Genomic DNA, 19311 nt, shown 5'->3' on the forward strand with positions numbered 1-19311 from the left:
TACAATCCCTTCGGGTAACAACACCCGCCGCCGGCACTTCCGGTGGCGGGTTCTTTTTTGCTTCGCGCATACAGGAAGGACATCATGGAAAGCCGCAAGCCGCATCTCGCCACCCTGCCCGGACTCATTCTGGGCTGCCTTATCTGCTGTGCGCTCTGGGGATCGGCTTTCCCCTGCATCAAGATCGGTTACGAGCTCTTTGGCATTCCCGCGCACGATAGTGCCTCGCAGCTGCTCTTTGCAGGCTTGCGCTTCACGCTTGCCGGCGCCCTGGTCATCGTTGGGATGAGCGCGGCGAAGCGCCGCCCACTCATCCCGCAGGCTCGCGACATCAAGCCCATCTTTGTCTTGTCGCTTTTCCAGACGATCGGGCAGTACTTCTTTTTCTACCTGGGACTCTCGCGCGCCAGCGCCATGTCGAGCTCCATCATTGAGGCCAGCGCCAACTTCCTCGCAATCCTCTTTGCCGCTCTGGCGTTTCACACCGAGAAGCTCGATACAGCCAAGGTGCTTGGCTGCGTGTTGGGCTTTGCCGGTGTAGCGCTCGTCAACCTTTCGGGCGCGGATGGCACCTTTGGCTTTGCGCTCGACGGCGAGGGCTTTATCCTGGCTTCCACCGTTGCGGGCGCCCTGTCGACCTGCCTCATTGGCATTTTCTCGCGCGAGCATGACGGCGTTTTACTCGCCGGCTGGCAGTTTTTAGTCGGCGGTCTGGTCCTTACCGCCATCGGGCTTTTGATGGGCGGCGCGCTATCCCCCACCAAAATCGTCCCCGCCATCGCGCTCATCATATATATGGCACTCATTTCCGCCGTCGCATACTCGCTGTGGTCTCGCCTGCTCGCCGTCAACCCCGTCAGCCGCGTTTCGGTCTTTGGCTTTATGAACCCGGTCTTTGGCGTAGCGCTAAGCGCGCTGCTGCTCGGCGAGGGTGCTGGCACAAGCCCCGTTACCGTCATTGTGGCCCTGTTCCTGGTCTGCGGCGGCATCATCATTGTCAACAAACCTAAACAGGCCTAACAAGCCAGGCCCTTGCATATGCCGCACCTGCAGCGGACATTCGCGTGGTCGCTTTTTTCTAGCGTATCTGGACGCCGGCTTTTTTCTTCTCGTGCTTTACGCGGTAGAGCTCCGCATCGGCAGCGCGAAGCAAATCTTACCAGGTATCGACACCATCACCCATCCGTGCGTAGCCGATAGACATCCGCAACAGATACGGCACCTCGGTACGCGCGAGCTCGTCGTTGATTGCCTCGCACAGGCGCATGATGTCCTGCTCTGCTATCGCCTTTTGGAGCACTACGAACTCATCGCCGCCATAACGTGCGATAAAGCCACCAGACGCCGAGCAGACATCTTTGGGCGCGGTGGAGATGAGCTGAAGAGCGCGGTCACCCTCCACATGTCCGTAGCGATCATTAATCTGCTTAAAGCCATCAGCGTCCATCATGAGCAGATACACATCGCCCGTATGATCCGCATTCGAGAAGAGCGACAGCATATAGGTCTCAAATCGGTTTCGATTGTTGAGGCCAGTCAACGGATCGGTCGAGATCAGCTGCTCCTGGCAGACGATGTAGAGCAGCAGCATGCTAATCATTATGCCGACACAAAGCCCGGGCACCGAAAACACGACCTGAAAGGTGCCGCCCACCAGGACCGGAATGGCGAAAAATGCCAAGGTTCGATAGATGGCCTTCTTTTGTAGACTCTCGACCCTGCGCGATTGCACAAACGCGTGCAGGGACGTATGAATAACGTAGCAGTAGCTGACGATGGGCTGGATCATATAGGCAAAGCAGCGATGATACACGCCCTGCGCATCGATATAGAACAGGGCGTGCGTCCAGCAGCTCGTAAACGCCAGCACGACCACCAGCACCGTAGGCAACGTTACGAGCGCCACCTTATAGCGCGCGGTCAAAAGGCGAGAGCCCTGCACTGTCTCGGAATAGATAAACCAAATGAGGCACGCGATGGCAAAGAGTGAAAACGAAACCGCGTTGGAAATCCAGTTGGCGGCAATGCCCAGCGTGCCGTCCACACCATCCGAGAGCGTCCAGATCATATCGAATAATATTTACGCGGCAGAGGTATAGCCGAGCATGCTAAACAATAGCTGCTGGGTACTCGAGAATAAAGAGCGACGGCTTCGCGCGGCAAGCCCGATAAGAACAATCATGCAGAGCAGGAATATCTCAATCTTGAGTGCCTTAACCACTAGACGCCATCCCTTCAATATCCAAGTGGTCAGAATCGCCCGATTCGGGTCTGGGCAACAAACACCCCTACCCGCAGGGGTAAGGGGAATAGTAGCAGAGCGTCCGAACATTACTGCAAGACAGCTTCCGTTCGGACGCTCGAGCGGCGCGAATTGCGCGCCGGCATCATTGATGAATGATGATTGCTACTCGCCATAGATGTCGGTCGCGACGGCTTCCTCGATGGCCTCGACACCGGCGGGCGACAGGTCCTCCTTGCCCTGGCAGAACTTCTTATCGACCCAGCCAGTAAGAATCGGAGCCATGATCGCCGTGATGATAACAGCGGTGGCGATCTGGGCGTACGCGGCGGGCGCAAGCTCTGCATAGCGCGGCGCCACCTCGGCAAGAGCAACCGGCGTGGTCATAGCCGTGCCGGCGATGGTGGAGCAAGCCACGGCGGTCTTGCCGTTACCACCGCACAGGCGCTCGAACGCAAAGGTGATGGGACCGACGACAAACAACGTAACAAGGCCCAGCAAGATGCCGGAAATGCCACCAGTGACAAAGCTCGACAGGCTCATGGATGCACCAAGCTGAAATCCGATGACGGCAATCGCGGGATTGGTGCCGGGAACCAGCAGGTTCTTTATGAACGGGAAGAGGTTGCCCAAAACCATACCGATGACAAGCGGCAGGATGGAGCCGACGATGGTGCCCAGCGGGATGTTAGCAAGACCAGAAACGCCCAGGATGATCATGGTGACGGCGGGGCCGGCCGTAAAGAACAGGATGCCCACGGCGCCCTGCTCGGACTCATCGCCAAACTCGCCCATGATGCCCGTATAGAGCGCCATGTTGCAGAAGGTGATGCCGCCGATAATGGAGACCGAGCTCAGGCCCAAAAAGTTGTCGTTAAAGAAATACGCAACGCCCAGGCCCAGCGCGGCTGCCACCACAAGCTTAGGGATCAGTACGACGACGCCGGTCTTGATAGCGCCCGGCGTGGACTTAAAGCTGATGCCGGCACCCACGAAGAGCAGGATCGCGGCGACGATGGTATTGGAACCGCCGCGACAGGCGGCGGTAAAGAAGCCACCGATCTCGAAGACCTGCGGGCAGAAGGTATTGAGCAAAAGACCGACGATCATCGGGTAGATCATGATGTCGCCCGGGATTCGCGGTACTTTGAATTTCTTTTGCTCGTTGGCGGTCGCTTCCTGTGCCATGAAACCCCCATTTCCGTTGACGGGACACAAAAGCCCACGTCATACTTTGCTACAGTAAAGTTTGACCATGGTACCAGAAGAAGCAGACAGGCTCGGTGAGAAATTCGATTCGCAAAGTCGAGACGGTAAACGCGCCCTGCTCTTATACGAGGCTCAAAACGATATAGAGCACGATGCCCGAGACGCAGCACCACAGCATCGACTTTGTCTTGATTGCCACCGCCACGACGCCGGCAGATGCGATCCAGGGAATCAAGCCCTGCCACAAGCCGGCATCGAAAGCGCCGGGGCTTATCAGGTCGTTAGCGACTAGCGCCGCAAAGGCAGCGGGCGGAATATAGCCCAAGGCCTCGGTAACGCGGGGTGAAAGCGTTCTCCCGCGCAAGGCAAACGCCGGAGCAATGCGGAAAAACGCGATGGCCGCCCACGACGAGAGCCACAGGACCAAAAACTCGTTAACGGGCATCGCGAGCACCCCTTCCTTCGGCGAGGGCATCGCACGCGAGCGCCGCGGCAACGCCGGCGAGCACGCTTACCGGCACGACGACATTCGTCCACCCCAAGAACTTGCATACGGCGACGGACACCGCAGCCAAAACGGCAGCTACGGCATTGCCACGCGACAGTCGCTGCGAAAAGAGCAGACAAATAAAGAGCGATGTGCAGACAAAACCTGCAAGAGCGGTGGGGACATCGACAACGGCACCGACAACGGCGCCCGTTGTGCACGAAACGCCCCATGTTGCGACGAGGATCACGTTGAGCGCAAAGGACTCGCGCGGACCCCAATCCTGCCCCTCAATCAACTTGGCAAGCGAGATGCCATATGCCTCCTCGGTGAGCGTCGCGGCAACGGCCAGCGTCTGACGCTTCGAGGCACCCGCCAGATGCGGTGCGATCGATGCCGAGTAAAGTGCAAAGCGCGAGGAGATTGCGGCGACGCTGGCGACAATCGATGCCGCAGGCACGCCCGCCAGCCACAGGTTGCAGACCATAAACTGTCCGCAGCCCGTCACAAACGTGCTGCTCAGGGCAAAAACCATCCATGGTTCCATCCCCGTCTGCGCCATAATCATTCCGCACGGCGCACCTATAGCAACATAGGTAAGCATCACCGGCCAGACGGTTTTAATGATTTTGAGCACCATAACGCTCCTCGTCCCGACAAGTTATCCGTTCTGCATTCAACGACACGGCAGAATCATCGTCCGGCAGCAACCGACATCACCTACAATTGCCACCGGATCGAAAGATACAGAAAGACACAACTTTTTAGGAAGTCATTATGACAGCTATCGATCGTGTGCGGGCAGCTGCGGCCTTTAAGACCTATACCGATGCCTACGATGCCGCCAATCCACGTATCGCACTCAAAATCGAGCATACGTATCATGTTGCCGAGGCATGCGATGCCGTGGCACGTAAACAAGGTTGGTCACCGCAGGACATTGACCTGGCGTGGTGTGCGGACTGCTGCACGATATGGGTCGTTTTGAACAGCTGCGACGCTGGGACACGTTTAAAGATGCCGAGAGCATGAGCCATGCGGCGTTGGGCGTCGAGGTTCTCTTTGGCGAGAATCCCGCCGATGCGCCCGCCGTAACGAGCATTCGCGACTTTATCGATGACCCGGCAGAAGATGAGCTCATCCGAGCGAGCATTGCCTATCACAGTGATTTCCGTCTACCCGCGCAGCTCGACGAGCGCACGCGGAGCTTCTGCGATATCGTGCGCGATGGCGACAAGATCGACATTATGCGCACCATCGCCGACAGCACTGTCGACACTATCCTCAAAGTGGATGAGGACGCGTTTGTAGCCAGTCGCTTCTCGGCACCGACGCTGGCCGCCTTTGACGAGCACCGCTGCGTCGCACGCGATGAACGCAACGAGCCCGCAGACTACCTGGTGGGACTCATCTGCTTTATGTTTGAGCTCGTCTATCCGACAAGCCGTGCGCTGGCGCGCGAGCAAGGCGATATCTATCGCCTGCTCGACGCGCCCTTTGGCATTACGCGGCCCTTTATCGACCCCACCACGCAGGCAACCTGGAGCCGCCTTAAGGACGAGCTGCGCCGCTGGCTGGCAAGCGCTTAGCACTCGAGCTGAGCCAGCAACTCCTCAACGACCTCGACGGCGTTTCCAACAACCTTGTACTGGGCGGCGCCAAAGATGGGGGCATCCGGGTCCTCATTGATGGCGATAATGCACTCCGCCCCACCGATGCCGGCGAGATGCTGGATAGCACCCGAGACACCGATGCTCACGAGGAGCTTGGGCGAGACCGATACACCCGTCTGGCCAATTTGATGGCGATACTCCAGCCAGCCGGCCTCCACCACGGGGCGCGTGCAGCCAAGCTCGGCTCCCAGAGCCTCGGCAAGCTTTCGCATCAGCGGTAGGTTTTTCTTGGAGCCAATGCCGCGGCCCACCACGACCAGACGCTCGGCATCGGCAATTGAGGCCTGCTGTCCCCACTCCTCGGCGGGAATCGAGATCTCGACACGGGCCTTAGCATCATCCGCAAGCGATATCTGGGTGATCGTGCCGAAACGGCCGTAGTCGAAGTCGGGAGCCTTAAAGATACCGGGACGCACCGTTGCCATCTGCGGACGGTGGTTGGGGCAAATGATGGTGGCCATCAAGTTGCCACCAAACGCCGGGCGCGTCTGCTGCAGCAAGCCCGTCTCCGCATCCATCGAAAGCACGGTGCAGTCGGCCGTGAGGCCCGTCTGCAGGCGCACGGCAACGCCAGGCGCCAGCTCGCGGCCAAACGCGGTCGCGCCGTACAGAATTGCCTCGGGCTTGCGCTCGGCTACCAAATCACAGATCAGCCGGGCGTAGACCTCCGCGTCGTTCTGACACAGGCGCTCGTCGCGACAGACCAGGACCTCGTCTGCACCGGCGTAAACCAGATGCTCCAGGTCACCGAGAGAACCCTCGGGGCCCATACCGACCAGTGCGACCAGACGGCAGCCGCGAGCATCGGCAAGCTCGCGGCCCTTACCCATGAGCTCGTAGGCCACAGGAGCCACGGCGTCGTGCTCGTCAGTCTGCACGAAGACCCAAATGTCTCGATATGCATCAAGGTCCACCGCGCCAGCGGCCTCGTCGCGCTCAATCGAGATAGCGCTGACGGGGCAGGCGTCGACGCACCCGCCGCACAGGATGCAGCCGTCGGTTACGCGGGCGCAACGGTTGGGGCGCTCGCCCTCCACCACAATGCCACCCGAGGCGCAGGCGCGAACGCAGCGGCCACAGCCAACGCAGGCCTCGCTATCGATTATCAGTCCGCTCATCTATGCCATCTCCTCGATAATCTTGGCAAGTTTTACCGCCTGCTCGGACGCCGTTCCCTCAACGGCCTCGCACGTTTGGTCACGGTCGGGCACAAACGAACGCACGACCTGCGTCGGTGATCCGGCAAGGCCGCAACGCGAGGGATCGGCGTTTACGTCGGCAGCGCTAGCCACGCGCACGTCTGCATCCTCGGCCGCGCGAATACCGGCAATACTCGGCATGCGCAGCTGGCCAATCTCCTTGGCGGTCGTCATCGCACACGGCATCTCCAGGTACACCGTCTCCTCGCCGGCATCGCAGCCGTGGACGAGCGCCAGCGAGCCACACGTCGTAAATCCCGCGCTCTGCACACAGCTCACGTCGGTCACGCAGGGGATCTCAAAGGCGCCGGCCAGCTCGGGGCCGATCTGGGCCGTATCGCCGTCCACTGCCATCTTGCCGCAGATGAGCAGGTCAAAGTCCTCATCGAGTGCCTCGATACCGCATTTGAGGGCATAGGTGGTGGCTAGGGTATCGGCACCCGCAAAGGCTCGGTCGGTCAGCAGCAGCGCGTCATCGGCACCGCGGGCGATGCAGTCGCGCAGCAGCGATTCGGTCGCGGGGATGCCCATCGACACCACCGTCACACGCACGTCCATGCCAAAGCCGATAAAGTCGTCCTTCAGCGCCAGCGCGCATTCCAGAGCGCTTGCATCGAACGGGTTAATGACCGCCTGCTTGCCATCACGCACGATAGTATTGGTTTTGGGGTCCATCTTGACCTCGGTGCTTCCGGGCACCGCCTTGACGCACACCACCATATGGAAATCACTCATCTTCACGCGCCCCCCTTCTGGACGAGTCCATCCAAGAACTTCTCCGCAAACAGGTTGCCGCGACCCAGCTGGCCGGCAGGATCGAGCTGGAGTTTGAGACGCGCCGACTCGACCATGGCCTCGTGGCCGTACATCGTCTCCAAGAAGCCCGCCTTGATCTTGCCGACGCCGTGCTCGGCAGAAACGGCACCGCCCATGGCCGTGACCTCGGAAGCCCACTGGGCAAAGAGTTCTCCACCGCGACGGTAGTCTTGCGCATCGCGCGGCAGGATGTTCACATGCAGATGGTTGTTACCGATGTGACCCCAAGCGGCAGATTCAAGCCCACTTTCGGCCAACGTGCGACGATAAAGAGCGATGACATCGGCCAAGCGTGCATTGGGCACCGACATGTCCGAGCCCAGCTTGGTGATGGTAGGATCCATACGGCGGCGCTCGTCGATAAGCATGTTGACGCTCTCGGGGACCGCATGGCGGAAGAACCGCTGGCACTCGCGATCAACCTCGGTGCGCGCGACCCATGTCGCATCGTCGCGGCCGCCCGCAAGCTCCAGCACCCACCCCAGGTGGTACAGCTCCTCGGTCGCCTGGGCCTCGTCATCGCAGTCGAGCTCCACGTAGACACAGACCTTGGCCTCTTTGTCGAGCACCGGCAGCGAGGCAAACGCCGTCGACTGCTCGCGCTGGCGACGCAGAATATCCAGGGCGCTAGCATCGAAGTACTCGATGGCAACCGCATGGGACAGGACAGGGCGCACGGAATCGGTAAAGGACACGGCCTTGTCTTCGCTATCGAAAAAGCAGCTCACACCCCAAACGACCGCAGGTGCCGCTTGCAGGGCAATCTCGAGCTCGGTGATAACGCCGAGCGTGCCGCAAGCGCCGATAAAGAGGTCGATGGCGTCCATATCGTCCGCAACAAAATAACCCGAGGCATTTTTGGTCTTGGGCATGGTGTAGCCAGGAAGATCGAGCTCGAGTGTGTGGCCCTCTGCCGTCACGAGCGACAGGTGGCGGCCCTGGGCAAAAGCCTCGCCGCGCTGAAGCTCAAGCAAATCGCCATCAGCCAGCGCGACGTGGAGTCCCGTGATATGCGGGCGCATGGGGCCGTAAGCGTAGCTGCGGGCGCCGGAGGCGTTGCATGCCGCCATGCCGCCCAGACAGGCAGATGCCTCGGTGGGATCGGTGGGAAAGAACTGCTCGCGGGCCTCTTGAAACTCATCGTAGGCCTTAAGCGATGCCTGGTCCCAGCCATCGGCCGGCAGTACCTTCTTGCCCAGCTGCTTGCGCAGTTCCGAAAGCACAACGCCCGGCTCCACGCGCAGCAGAAAGCGGCCTTGTTCATCGCGGCGAAGGCCCAAGTAGCGATTCATGCGGGAAGTATTGAGAATGTGACCGCCATGAGGCACAGCGCCGGCGGCAAGACCGGTCCGGGCGCCCTGAACCGTCACCGGGACACGCTCGGCATGGAGCTTTTTCAAAATGGCGCGGACCTCGTTCTCCGTTGTCGGAAACGAGATGCTTGAGGCCTCGCCCGATGTGCGAGACTCATCGCGGCCATACTCTTCGAACTCGTCGGTGAAGGGTTTGATGGTTGCAGACACGCGAACTCCCCCTTTAGCTAACTACAGTGTTTGCAGGGAGATGTTACCGCATCGTTTCGTCGACGTGTTCGAGACCGTCTCCATAATTGGCGTTTTTTACGTTCGTGCAATTCGGCGAACGGCAAGTCTTCCTCGACAGACGATGCTTTTAACACATATGGCCACGCCGTCGCCGATTGCTCGATTGTCGCTCGAAAAAAGTTGAAGTAATTTTTGCTGCCTTTTACCTGCGGAGAAACCAATCCGTCAAGCATTTGGTCAGAAATTGGTCAAGTTGCGACTGATAGGGTCGGCGTCGACAGCCAAAACCGATAGAAGTTTTGGCCCAAGAGCAGGGAGGTTCCCATGGCATATTACTGGCCCCAGTACGGCGTCGCCATCGAGGTCGACGACGATCCCTATCTCCTGCCTTTCGACGAAGAGGCGTTCCCCGATACGGCGGTCTACCATGTCACCACCGATGTTATCTGCGACCCCGAGTCGTTCTCGGCGCTCGCCCACCACATCGCGCGTATCCACGACATCGAGCTCCCTCACGACTTCGACGAGCTCATCTACTCGCGCCGCCTGATGCTTCACATGCTCTTTGGAGCGGACCCGTCCACGTTCGCACGTGTCTACACCACCAAGGATGCCGCATGAGTGCGAAGAAGCCGCCCCGCCTCGCAGGACTGGGACGTCGCAAGAAACTCGTCGTTGTCTGCCTGGCTATCGTCTGCGCCCTCATCGCCGTAGGGCTATACGCCTGGCAGTCGCAACCCGTGCCCGAAGCGGGTGCCTCAGTCACGACGGCAGAGGGTAAATCGCGCCAAGAAATCCAAGATGAGCTCGATGCCATCGTCCGCGACAACATGATGACGATCTCGGTCGCGCCGGTCGCTCAGCTGCAGGAGAACGGCAAGCTGCGCATCAACGTGCAAAACGTCCAAGACAATAAATTTCCCCAGCGATTCCGCGTCATCCAAAACGACGAGACCATGTACGAATCCGGTGTGGTCGAGACCGGCAAGACAATCGAGACGTGCCCCGCCGGCAACATCAAAGAAGGCGAAGCATACATCGAGATCCAGGCACTCGATGCAAAGACCCTCGACAGCCACGGCAATCCGACACGTGTCAAGGTACGGGTTGAGCAAGCCGAGAACTAGCTTTCCGGCCGACGCGGCACCGCACGCAATTCACCGGCATTTGTCCAATCATCGCGGGGACGGCCCGCGGCGAATAGAAAGGAACGACCATGGACATCACCAGGAACATGAACGGAGCCAGAGCGCTCGTCGTGGGCGCAGGGCTCGCGCTCGCGCTCGCAATGGGCGCCGCCCCGACGCCAGCTATGGCAGCCGGGCGCGTTGGAACCACGAAGGTAATGGTCAGGACCGAGATCGACAACGTTGAGTTCAAAGTTCCGACGGTTATTCCCTTCGTCGCCAAGCCCGACGGCACGCTTCAGGGCCCCTCAGAAGACGCGACCACCATCGACAATCATTCGGCCTACGGCATCCATGTCACCAACATGAAGATCGACGCCATGAACACCTGGACCATTGCCGCCGACGCCAAGGCCGGAACCGCGCAGAACTCCATCGACTTTAAGGTCGGCCCCGACGGCGCACTCCAGAACGCTAGCACCGCAATGCAGGAGACGGGCCTCGATCTTTCCAAGAATGCAGCCTTCGACATGGGTTACCAGGGCATTGCCGGTGGCACGGACAAAATTAAGCTCAAGACAAGCGGAAACGTCGCCCGCGTCACGCGCGACATCTTCCGCGTAACCGGCGAAGGCGATCAGGTTGCAACGATCACCTGGACGGTCGAGCCCGGTGCGCACACGGCATAAGGCCGTCGCCCTGGCCGCCGCCGTCAGCATCCTAGCATTTGAGCCAGCCATGGCCTTTGCCCAGCAAGAACAGGCACAGGCCGCCACGCAAGTGACGGTCGACCTCTCGGAGCTCGACCGTGGCGACCGCGAGGAACCGTTGGCGCAGACAGGCGACAGACGATGGCTCTTGGCAGCAGGCGCCACAGCAGCAGGCGCGGGGACCGCCGGCCTCGGTCTGCACATCAAACGCAGCCAGAAACAAAACACGGACAGGCCGCACTAAATTAGCTAAGGAGACCCCATGGCATCGAAGAACCTTTTGCCCGTCGTCGCACTCTGCGGCGCGCTCGCAACCGGAACGCCTGTCGCCGCCTGGGCGACTCCCGTCATGGCGGACTTCTTACCGGCAGCCCTAAGCTCCGCACCAAATCCGTCGAGCGCCATTGCGTGCAAGCGTTTTTCGTTCGCACAGGCTGCAATCTCAACCTCGGGATGCCTTCGCCGTAATACGGACGGCTCGATAGTCGTGGATATCAATCGTTCGAACAAGGCAAACGGCTCCCAGGCGGGGTGCGCCGTCTGCACGTGGCGCTCGGTTGTGCTCGATGCAGATGGCGATCCATGCAATTTAGAGCTGCGCATCGACATCGCTTCGGTCGATGACTCGGCGAACGGAGCGAAGGTCGCCTTCGACGGTGCGTTTTTCGAGAAAGGAGGTGGTATATGTCTGGGCTGCGCCGCCGCGAATGCAGACGACACGCAGCCCACCCTCTCATTCACGGCATCGTTGCGGCTGACCAAAGCCGGCACCGATGCCATCGCGGCGGGAGAAGCGTCCCTGCTGTTCTACGCCGTCAGCACCAAAGACACAGATGCTCATTTCGAGAAGCCAGCCGGATCACTCAGCCTTACACGAGGGATAGAAGCAGGCCCTATTGAAATCGATGCCCACGCGCAAAGCAGGCAACGCATTCTTGCCGACCCGGCGCTTCTCGAAATGGAGTGGAACGGATCCGGAGCCATCGGAATTCTCCCCTCCGCGCTTGACGCCAAGACGCTCTCCTCAAACGACGAACCCATCAACGCAACCATACAAGAAGAGAGCGCGGACAAGGAAGCGGGTGCGGGCGACACGCCGTCGCCGACAAACAGCGTCCCAGCTTCTTTCGAAGCACCGAATGAGCCCGCTACCGATCAAAACGATCCCGAGCTCGCGGACAGTCTGGGGCTTGCTGATCCTCAAGAGATCGATGAAGGTAACTGCTGCGTGCTTGCCGCGCTCGACCACACGGAGGTCATCGACGCTGCGAACATCGAAGTTGCCGCCGCCAATCAGCCCGTCCGCAAGTCGGCCATCATCGCATTTCCTGAATCCATCGAAGTCGTCTTTTTGCCATCGGGCGAGGTCGTGGCCCCAACACTGCTCACCTTGTTGGGCGCCAAGAATACTCGAAACGAAATTAAAAAGGTCACGGTTGTCGACCCTGCAACCACCGCTAAACTGCGCCTATACGCCGTTGCCCCAGACGGAGGCAAGACCTTGGAATTCGATGGCGACACACTCCTAGCCTGGCGACGTCTGGACATTATGCAAGACGTCTCGTATCAGATCGAACTCGAAGGGTTTGATCGTGCCCGCGATGCCAATATCATCGCCGCGGCTATTGAATCCCCACAGCGGCTTATGACACTGCGCTTTGACTACTATCCCTATGTCCCGACAACCACCTGAGGCTTAAATACTGCGCATCATTCCTAATACCACTTATATAACGTATTAGATGAGTCGCGATGTGCCTCGCATTCCATTCTGCTACGATTGCCACGTTGGCATCAATACAGGAGGGCTCATGCCGGGCTTGGGAACAATCATCAACGTTGTCCTTTTAGTTGCGGGCGGTCTTTTGGGATTAGCGGGCGGTCGCTTTATCACACCGCGTATCCAAGACACGCTCATGAAAGCGTCGGGGCTGTGCGTCCTGTTTATCGGCCTTGGCGGCACCATGCAAAAGATGCTCCTTATCGATGGGAAGGCGCTGGCGACCACTGGTACCACCATGCTCATTGTCTCGTTCGCCCTCGGCTCGCTCATCGGCGAGGCCGTCAACTTGGAGGCCGCCATTGAGAACCTTGGCGAATGGCTCAAGCGCAAAACCGGCAGCGAGGGCGATAACGAGTTCACCAACGCTTTTGTCTCGACTTCACTCACCGTGTGTATCGGCGCCATGGCCATTGTGGGATCGATCCAGGACGGCCTGCTCGGCGACTGGTCAACGCTTGCCCTCAAAGGCGCACTGGACTGCATCATCGTCTGCACCATGACGGCCTCACTTGGCCGCGGCTGCATCTTTTCCGCCCTGCCCGTCGCCGTGTTCCAGGGGACGATCACGCTGTTTGCCGGTGCACTCTCCCCCATCATGACCACGGCAGCCCTCGACAGCCTTTCGCTCGTAGGCTCCATGCTCATCTTCTGCGTCGGCGTCAACCTCATCCGTCCTCAGACCTTCCGCACTGCCAATATGCTTCCCTCCGTCATCATCGCCGTCATCTACGCCCTCCTGTTCTAAATCTATCTACGCAGCGGTATCTCGAACATCTGTTTGATGCTGTGCTATGATATGAGGTCACCGTAGCTGCGTTCGAGAGGAGGAGCGGTGGCCGACCAGGACATCAAGATGCTCATCGAGCGCATTATGGCCGAGGCCCGGACCCATCAGTCCGCCCGCTTCTCAAACAAAATCTACGCAGACGAGCCGATTCTCAAGACCGGCCGACAGATGCAGAACTTCCTCCCCGACCAATACCGCAAGATGCGTGAGATATCGCGTTGGCAAGAAGACCCAAAGGGCGGCGCGGGCCGTTGGCTTTCGGAAGCCGAGCTTTTCTACCGCCAAGGCCTGCTGATGGCCGACTTTGAGGACGACTGTCCCTACAACGGCACCTTTAAGTCGTACTTTCCCACCTACAACGCCATGAGCGACCGGCAGCTGCGCGGCTACTTTACCTGGCGCGCCCAAGTGCGCCGCGGGAATATTGAGGAGACATCGACCTCGTTTGCCTTTCTGTATCTCTATGAGTTGATTTGCGGCATTGGCGTAGATGACCCGCTCGATGGTTTTAACAAGATCAAGGCTTTTTGGGATGTCTATCGCGCCTTCGAGCCCGGCATCGACAGGTTTGCGCGCGTGTGGCTGCAGGACTACGCCGTGTTCCACAGGCTCGACCCCAAGCTGCTTCGTGACTCTAAAACCGTCATGTTCGATAACGCCCTTATCGAGCTGCGGCGCGCGGCACGAGACCTTGTACCAGCACCGGCACCGTCCGGCCAGCCCCCCAAGCGTCGCAAAACCTCCGAGCCCACGCTCCCCCTTCCGCCCGATGAGGTGCGCGAGGAGCGACTCATGGCCGCTATCAATGCCCTCTCCACGTATAACCTAAGTAACTCGCTGCTCGACCGCAGCCACCACCGCGATCTGCGCCACGTGGCGTGCGCCGTGTATGTCCGCATGGCGCGCTACTATGACACGCACCGAAAGACCGGCATCGTGGCGAGTTTATTTGGGGAGGAGACGGCCATGCCCTACACCATGTTTGCCTCGGCCGTATTCTTTGCGCCCGAGCGCCACGAGGACTGCGAATATCGCCTAGATCCTATCCATATCTACCGTTGCCAAAACGGCTTTTGGGAATGCATGCGTATCCACGGTAGTAGGCAAAAGAGCAGCAAGCTCGGTGAAATGATGCGCGCCTGCGACCAACGCCTGCGCCTGGCGCTGGACCCCGCCCATCCCCTTAAGGAAGAAAAGGTCCCCAAATATCTGGCCAAGATTATCGATGACGAGATTGTGGCATGGCTTTCATGGGACGCCGCACACCAGCCCGTCAAGATCGATATCGATCTGAGTCAGCTGGGGCACATTCGGAGCGCCGCCGCGCAAACGCGCGAGGCGCTTTTGATCGACGAGGAGCGCGAGGACGGTATGCTCGCAGAGGTCGATACGGCAGGCTCCGAACGGTCGAAAGCCGAGCCCGTGGCAGACGCGACGGTCGAGGCGGTCGCGGCACCCATTCGGCAGGACGAGGCCGACGAGCCAACCATTTCCACCGAACAGTTTGGTGTTGTGGCGCCGCTTCTTGTGCCGACGCCCGCGTTCACAGCTGCTGCGCCCGTTGACGCCACGAACGAACTCGCGCCTGCTGCAGACGCCTATCTCCGCGCGCTGCTCGAGCACAATGCAGTAAAGGCGGAATCGGCGGTAGCGCAATCGGAGCAGAGCGAGGACATGCTCGTCGATACCATCAACGAGGCGCTCTTTGATCTGGTGGGCGACACCGTAATTGAATTTAGCGCGGCAGGACCGCAGATTATTGAGGACTACGAAGCAGACGTGAGAGGATACCTAGACCATGAGTGATACCGCATCCGCAGCACCCCGCGTGCCCAAGCGCGTCGCCGCCGTCATTCTCAACTCGCTCAAGGGCGGCGTGGTCCCGCGCATCGGCCTTCCCTACATCACCGTAGGACGTGAGGTCGAGATCCGCGCCCTGCTCACCGATCTGAGCCTCATCGCCGACGGTGGCGCGAGCTTCCGCTTTCTGGTCGGTCGCTACGGCGCCGGCAAGAGCTTTTTACTCCAAACCATCCGCACGCACGCCATGGGCGAGGGGTTCGTCGTCGCCGATGCCGATCTATCCCCTGAGCGCCGTCTCCAGGGCGGTCAGGGACAGGGCCTTGCCACCTACCGCGAGCTCATCCGCAATATATCGACTAAAACGCGCCCCGAGGGCGGTGCGCTCAACCTTATCCTGGATCGTTGGGTCGCCTCGTGTGCCGACGTCGACGAGTCGGTCGTCAATGCCCAACTAGCCCCGCTCGAGGAGATGGTCCACGGCTTCGACTTCACCCGCATGCTCCGCCGCTATCGCGCGGCCGTATCCGAGGGCGACGAAGAGGCCATGAGCCGCGTGACCAAATGGATCCGCGGCGAATACCGCACCAAGAGCGAGGCTCGCGCCGAGCTGGGCTCCTCAACCATCATCAGCGATGACGACTGGTACGACTACGTCAAACTCATCGCGCGTTTTTTGGTTTGCAGCGGCTACAAAGGCATGCTGGTGCTCATTGACGAGCTCGTGAATCTGTATAAGATTCCCAACGCCATCACGCGCCAGTACAACTACGAGAAAATCCTGACCATGTACAACGACACACTTCAGGGCAAGGCGCAGTACCTGGGCATGATCATGGGTGGCACGCCGACCTCCATCGAGGACCGCCGCCGCGGTGTGTTTTCCTACGAGGCCCTACGCAGCCGACTCGCCCAGGGCCGCTTTGCACGCGAGGACCTTAAGGACATGCTCGCGCCCATCATCCGCCTGCAGCCACTCACCTATGAGGAGCTGCTGGTGCTCATCGAAAAACTCATGCAGATCCATGCCGGCTACTTTGGCTGGACGCCCACGCTTACCGAGAACGACCTGGTGGACTTCCTCAAGATTGAGTTCGGTCGCGTGGGAGCCGATACGCACCTGACGCCGCGTGAAGTCATTCGTGACTTTATCGAGTTGCTCGATATCCTGTGTCAGAACCCCGACGCTAGCGTAGCCGAGTTGCTGCAAAGCGTCGGTGGCGACGCGCTGGCGCCGACAGCCGCAACAGACAACACCGGCACCGCAGGCGGCGACCGCAACTTCGCCGAGTTCACCATCTAACCTGCCAAAAAGGGACAGGTTTATTTTGGTAGGTTTTATCTGGGCAAATGCCGATATTGCAATTCGACGACCCATTGCCCGTTGCGTTTGATAACCCGTTGTTGAAAGGAGGCCCCGTGAACGCCTTTGACCGCTACGCCCCGTTTATCCAAGACTTCATCTACTCCCACGATTGGGAGAGCCTGCGCTCTATCCAGGTTGCGGCGGCAGACGCCATCTTTAACACGCAAGACAATGTCCTCCTAACGGCATCCACCGCTTCTGGCAAAACCGAGGCAGCCTTCTTTCCCATCCTGACCGAGTTTTGGGAAAACCCGCCCACAAGCGTAGGCGCCCTCTACATTGGTCCCCTCAAAGCACTCATCAATGATCAGTTCGTCCGCCTCAACGACCTCTGCGAAGAGGCCGATATCCCCGTCTGGCACTGGCATGGCGACGTCTCGCAGTCGCACAAGGCAAAGCTCATTAAAAAGCCGAGCGGCATCTTGCAGATTACGCCCGAATCGCTCGAGGCGCTCCTGATCCATAAGCACATGGCGATCCCGCGCATGTTTTGCGACCTGCGCTATGTGGTCATCGACGAGGTTCACTCGCTTATGCGTGGCGACCGCGGCGGGCAGACGCTCTGCCTTATCGAGCGCCTCTCGCGCATGGCAGGTGTGCAGCCCCGACGCATTGGCCTTTCGGCTACCATCGGCGACCCCGAGCGCACGGGCGCCTTTCTCTCGCAGGGAACGGGACGCAGCTGCGTTATTCCCCGTTTTGAGGAACCGCGTCGCGTGTGGCGCATCTCCATGGAGCACTTCTACAACTCGGGCCCCCAGGCGCAGCAGCGAGGATTCGAGAGTGCTGGTCCCCAAGAGGCCGAGGTGCTTGCGTGCGAGCGCATCGAGGCGGCAACGTCCACGGCACTGCCCGCCGGCACCCAAGACAGACGTCACAGCGGACAGCTCACGCAGGAGGAGCGCCGTCAGCGTCGCGAACAGGCACGGGGCAAGGTTACCTCTAGGGATCGTCGCACTTCCTCGGCCCCCGAGGGCGAAGTCGATATCCCGCGGGCGACCGAGCAGGCGCTTCTCAACCCCACCGACACCGCGCCCGAAAACGCCGACCCCGGCATGGGCTACATCTTTGAACATACGCGCGGCCGCAAGTGCCTGGTCTTTGCCAACTCGCGCGAGGAGGCAGAGGCCGTATGCTCCATGCTGCGCAGCTACTGCGAGAGCCGACACGAGCCCGACCGCTTTCTCATCCACCACGGCAATCTTTCGGCATCGCTGCGCGAGACCGCCGAGGAGCTGATGCGTGACGAGGAGCAGGCACAGACAACCGTCACCACCTCCACACTGGAGCTCGGCATCGATATCGGTCGCCTGGAGCGCGCATTCCAGATCGATGCACCGTTTACCGTCAGCTCCTTTTTGCAGCGCATGGGCCGCACAGGACGCCGCGATCTTCCACCCGAGATGTGGTTTGTCATGCGCGAGGAAGAGCCCGAGCCGCGCACGATGATGCCCGAGACCATTCCGTGGAAGCTCCTGCAGGGCATCGCGCTCGTACAACTCTATCGTGAGGAAAAGTGGGTCGAGCCACCCGAGCTCGATCGACTCCCCTATAGTCTGCTCTATCACCAGACCATGTCGACACTTGCCAGCACCGGTGAGCTCACGCCGGCAGAACTTGCCCAGCGTGTGCTCACGCTCAGCTATTTTCACCGCATCTCGGCCGATGACTATCGCGTCTTGCTCCGTCACCTCATTACCATCGACCATATTCAGATCACCGAGGGCGGCGGGCTCATCGTGGGTCTCGCAGGCGAGCGCATCATTAACAACTTTAAGTTCTACGCCGTGTTTCAGGAAAACGAGGAGTTCACCGTTCGCAGCGAGTCGGCCGAATTGGGCACGATCGTCAATCCGCCACCGCCCGGTGAGCGCATCGCCATCGCCGGACACTGCTGGATTGTCGAGGAAGTGGACTGGAAGCGTCATACCGTCTTTGCCACACAGGTCAAAGGTCGCGTGCCGGCCTACTTTGGCGACTGCCCCGGCGACATTAATACACACGTACTCGAGCGTATGCGCAAAGCGCTTAACGAGCACGCGGCATATCCGTACCTCATGGGTAACGCGAGAGCCCGCTTGGCGCAGGCTCGTCATACGGCCGAGATTTCGGGCGCAGGAACCAAGCCGCTCATCAACCTGGGCGGCGATACCTGGGTGCTCTTCCCCTGGCTGGGCAGCTACGCCTTTTTGGCGCTCGAGCGCATGCTCAAGATTAAATGTGCCGCTGAGCTGGGCCTTCGCGGACTCGACCCGTCGCGACCGTACTATATGCAGTTTAAGATGAAGGCCGACGAGGAGACGTTCTTTGAGGTGCTCGCCGCCGAGGCCGAGAAGGACTTCGATCCCATTGAGCTCGTCTATCCCGGCGAGGTGCCTTACTTTGATCGTTACGACGAATTTGTTCCTGAGGAACTCGTGCGCAAGGGCTTTGCCGAAGGCGTACTCGATATCGAGGGCATGAAGCAGCGCATCCGCAGCTGGACCAGCTAATTTGGGACGGGGCTCTTTTAGCTATCCCTGCCGTTAATCAGCCAAACCGTTCGCGTTACCTGCCGGGGTAGCTAAA

At 59.8% G+C, this 19311-nt stretch carries 18 protein-coding genes; 10 read left to right on the forward strand and 8 right to left on the reverse strand.

Features of this window, described 5'->3' with window-relative positions; genetic code table 11:
- Positions 1-84 precede the first annotated feature (84 nt).
- Complete coding sequence (locus tag DXD49_RS04530) at positions 85-1020, forward strand: DMT family transporter (RefSeq protein WP_117734511.1); 936 nt, start codon at positions 85-87, stop codon at positions 1018-1020.
- A 136-nt stretch (positions 1021-1156) separates the two neighbouring features.
- Here DXD49_RS04530 and DXD49_RS04535 read toward each other — a convergent pair whose 3' ends face one another.
- The 4 genes from DXD49_RS04535 to DXD49_RS04550 form a co-directional block, all read right to left on the reverse strand.
- Positions 1157-2068: a GGDEF domain-containing protein gene (locus DXD49_RS04535; RefSeq protein WP_117794335.1), complete on the reverse strand. Its 912-nt coding sequence runs from the start codon at positions 2066-2068 to the stop codon at positions 1157-1159.
- 339 nt (positions 2069-2407) lie between these two features.
- Positions 2408-3430, reverse strand: coding sequence for a 2-keto-3-deoxygluconate permease (locus DXD49_RS04540; RefSeq protein ID WP_117734513.1), 1023 nt, complete (start codon positions 3428-3430; stop codon positions 2408-2410).
- A 142-nt stretch (positions 3431-3572) separates the two neighbouring features.
- Positions 3573-3896: an AzlD domain-containing protein gene (locus tag DXD49_RS04545; RefSeq protein ID WP_117734514.1), complete on the reverse strand. Its 324-nt coding sequence runs from the start codon at positions 3894-3896 to the stop codon at positions 3573-3575.
- Positions 3886-4578 carry an AzlC family ABC transporter permease gene (locus DXD49_RS04550; RefSeq protein WP_117794336.1) on the reverse strand — a complete coding sequence of 231 codons (693 nt, stop codon included), beginning with the start codon at positions 4576-4578 and terminating at the stop codon, positions 3886-3888. The genes DXD49_RS04545 and DXD49_RS04550 overlap by 11 nt, the downstream gene beginning before the upstream one ends.
- 310 nt (positions 4579-4888) lie before the next feature.
- Here DXD49_RS04550 and DXD49_RS04555 point away from each other — a divergent pair, with 310 nt between their 5' ends.
- A complete protein-coding gene (locus DXD49_RS04555; RefSeq protein WP_117794337.1) occupies positions 4889-5527 on the forward strand; it encodes an HD domain-containing protein in 639 nt (212 codons plus the stop codon).
- On the opposite strand, the gene DXD49_RS04560 is transcribed toward DXD49_RS04555, so the two are convergent.
- Genes DXD49_RS04560 through DXD49_RS04570 form a run of 3 tightly spaced genes read right to left on the reverse strand, consistent with a single transcriptional unit; the run spans position 5524 to position 9149 of the window.
- Positions 5524-6729: an electron transfer flavoprotein subunit alpha gene (locus DXD49_RS04560; protein ID WP_117794338.1), complete on the reverse strand. Its 1206-nt coding sequence runs from the start codon at positions 6727-6729 to the stop codon at positions 5524-5526. The genes DXD49_RS04555 and DXD49_RS04560 overlap by 4 nt on opposite strands.
- Entirely contained in the window at positions 6730-7545 is an 816-nt protein-coding gene (locus DXD49_RS04565) for an electron transfer flavoprotein subunit beta/FixA family protein (RefSeq protein ID WP_117794384.1), read from the reverse strand.
- A 2-nt stretch (positions 7546-7547) separates the two neighbouring features.
- Positions 7548-9149, reverse strand: a complete 1602-nt coding sequence (locus DXD49_RS04570) for an FAD-binding oxidoreductase (protein WP_233505210.1) — start codon at positions 9147-9149, stop codon at positions 7548-7550.
- Positions 9150-9494: 345 nt separating this feature from the next.
- Here DXD49_RS04570 and DXD49_RS04575 point away from each other — a divergent pair, with 345 nt between their 5' ends.
- The 3 genes from DXD49_RS04575 (at position 9495) to DXD49_RS04585 (ending at position 10986) form a co-directional block, all read left to right on the forward strand.
- Positions 9495-9791: a hypothetical protein gene (locus tag DXD49_RS04575; RefSeq protein ID WP_089573322.1), complete on the forward strand. Its 297-nt coding sequence runs from the start codon at positions 9495-9497 to the stop codon at positions 9789-9791.
- Positions 9788-10297 (forward strand): hypothetical protein, encoded by a 510-nt coding sequence (locus DXD49_RS04580; RefSeq protein ID WP_117734518.1) that lies wholly within the window; start codon positions 9788-9790, stop codon positions 10295-10297. The genes DXD49_RS04575 and DXD49_RS04580 overlap by 4 nt, the downstream gene beginning before the upstream one ends.
- An 89-nt stretch (positions 10298-10386) precedes the next feature.
- The gene (locus DXD49_RS04585) at positions 10387-10986 is read left to right on the forward strand and encodes a hypothetical protein (protein ID WP_117734519.1); all 600 of its coding nucleotides are present in this window, start codon (positions 10387-10389) and stop codon (positions 10984-10986) included.
- A 31-nt stretch (positions 10987-11017) separates the two neighbouring features.
- On the opposite strand, the gene DXD49_RS09600 is transcribed toward DXD49_RS04585, so the two are convergent.
- Entirely contained in the window at positions 11018-11209 is a 192-nt protein-coding gene (locus tag DXD49_RS09600; protein WP_147336914.1) for a hypothetical protein, read from the reverse strand.
- 60 nt (positions 11210-11269) lie between these two features.
- Between DXD49_RS09600 and DXD49_RS04595 the strand changes: the two genes are divergently transcribed.
- The 5 genes from DXD49_RS04595 (at position 11270) to DXD49_RS04615 (ending at position 19235) form a co-directional block, all read left to right on the forward strand.
- Positions 11270-12700 (forward strand): hypothetical protein, encoded by a 1431-nt coding sequence (locus tag DXD49_RS04595; RefSeq protein WP_117794339.1) that lies wholly within the window; start codon positions 11270-11272, stop codon positions 12698-12700.
- A 118-nt stretch (positions 12701-12818) separates the two neighbouring features.
- Positions 12819-13535, forward strand: a complete 717-nt coding sequence (locus DXD49_RS04600; protein ID WP_199407129.1) for a DUF554 domain-containing protein — start codon at positions 12819-12821, stop codon at positions 13533-13535.
- A gap of 87 nt (positions 13536-13622) precedes the next feature.
- A complete protein-coding gene (locus DXD49_RS04605; RefSeq protein ID WP_233541749.1) occupies positions 13623-15383 on the forward strand; it encodes a TerB N-terminal domain-containing protein in 1761 nt (586 codons plus the stop codon).
- Complete coding sequence (locus DXD49_RS04610) at positions 15376-16680, forward strand: ATP-binding protein (RefSeq protein ID WP_117734522.1); 1305 nt, start codon at positions 15376-15378, stop codon at positions 16678-16680. Before DXD49_RS04605 ends, DXD49_RS04610 begins: the two co-directional genes overlap by 8 nt.
- A 116-nt stretch (positions 16681-16796) precedes the next feature.
- Positions 16797-19235: a DEAD/DEAH box helicase gene (locus tag DXD49_RS04615; RefSeq protein ID WP_117794340.1), complete on the forward strand. Its 2439-nt coding sequence runs from the start codon at positions 16797-16799 to the stop codon at positions 19233-19235.
- The last annotated feature ends 76 nt before the right edge of the window (positions 19236-19311 follow it).

This window comes from Collinsella sp. TM05-38, from assembly GCF_003466445.1.
Lineage (GTDB): Bacteria > Actinomycetota > Coriobacteriia > Coriobacteriales > Coriobacteriaceae > Collinsella.

Excerpts from the sequence above, each read along its gene's own strand:
- DXD49_RS04545 (WP_117734514.1), bottom strand. The coding sequence starts at position 3,896 with ATGCCCGTTAACGAGTTTTTGGTCCTGTGGCTCTCGTCGTGGGCGGCC.
- DXD49_RS04595 (WP_117794339.1), top strand. The coding sequence starts at position 11,270 with ATGGCATCGAAGAACCTTTTGCCCGTCGTCGCACTCTGCGGCGCGCTC.
- DXD49_RS04560 (WP_117794338.1), bottom strand. The coding sequence starts at position 6,729 with ATGAGCGGACTGATAATCGATAGCGAGGCCTGCGTTGGCTGTGGCCGC.
- DXD49_RS04550 (WP_117794336.1), bottom strand. The coding sequence starts at position 4,578 with ATGGTGCTCAAAATCATTAAAACCGTCTGGCCGGTGATGCTTACCTAT.
- DXD49_RS04535 (WP_117794335.1), bottom strand. The coding sequence starts at position 2,068 with ATGATCTGGACGCTCTCGGATGGTGTGGACGGCACGCTGGGCATTGCC.
- DXD49_RS04610 (WP_117734522.1), top strand. The coding sequence starts at position 15,376 with ATGAGTGATACCGCATCCGCAGCACCCCGCGTGCCCAAGCGCGTCGCC.
- DXD49_RS04580 (WP_117734518.1), top strand. The coding sequence starts at position 9,788 with ATGAGTGCGAAGAAGCCGCCCCGCCTCGCAGGACTGGGACGTCGCAAG.
- DXD49_RS04565 (WP_117794384.1), bottom strand. The coding sequence starts at position 7,545 with ATGAGTGATTTCCATATGGTGGTGTGCGTCAAGGCGGTGCCCGGAAGC.
- DXD49_RS04530 (WP_117734511.1), top strand. The coding sequence starts at position 85 with ATGGAAAGCCGCAAGCCGCATCTCGCCACCCTGCCCGGACTCATTCTG.
- DXD49_RS04585 (WP_117734519.1), top strand. The coding sequence starts at position 10,387 with ATGGACATCACCAGGAACATGAACGGAGCCAGAGCGCTCGTCGTGGGC.
- DXD49_RS04575 (WP_089573322.1), top strand. The coding sequence starts at position 9,495 with ATGGCATATTACTGGCCCCAGTACGGCGTCGCCATCGAGGTCGACGAC.
- DXD49_RS04540 (WP_117734513.1), bottom strand. The coding sequence starts at position 3,430 with ATGGCACAGGAAGCGACCGCCAACGAGCAAAAGAAATTCAAAGTACCG.
- DXD49_RS04600 (WP_199407129.1), top strand. The coding sequence starts at position 12,819 with ATGCCGGGCTTGGGAACAATCATCAACGTTGTCCTTTTAGTTGCGGGC.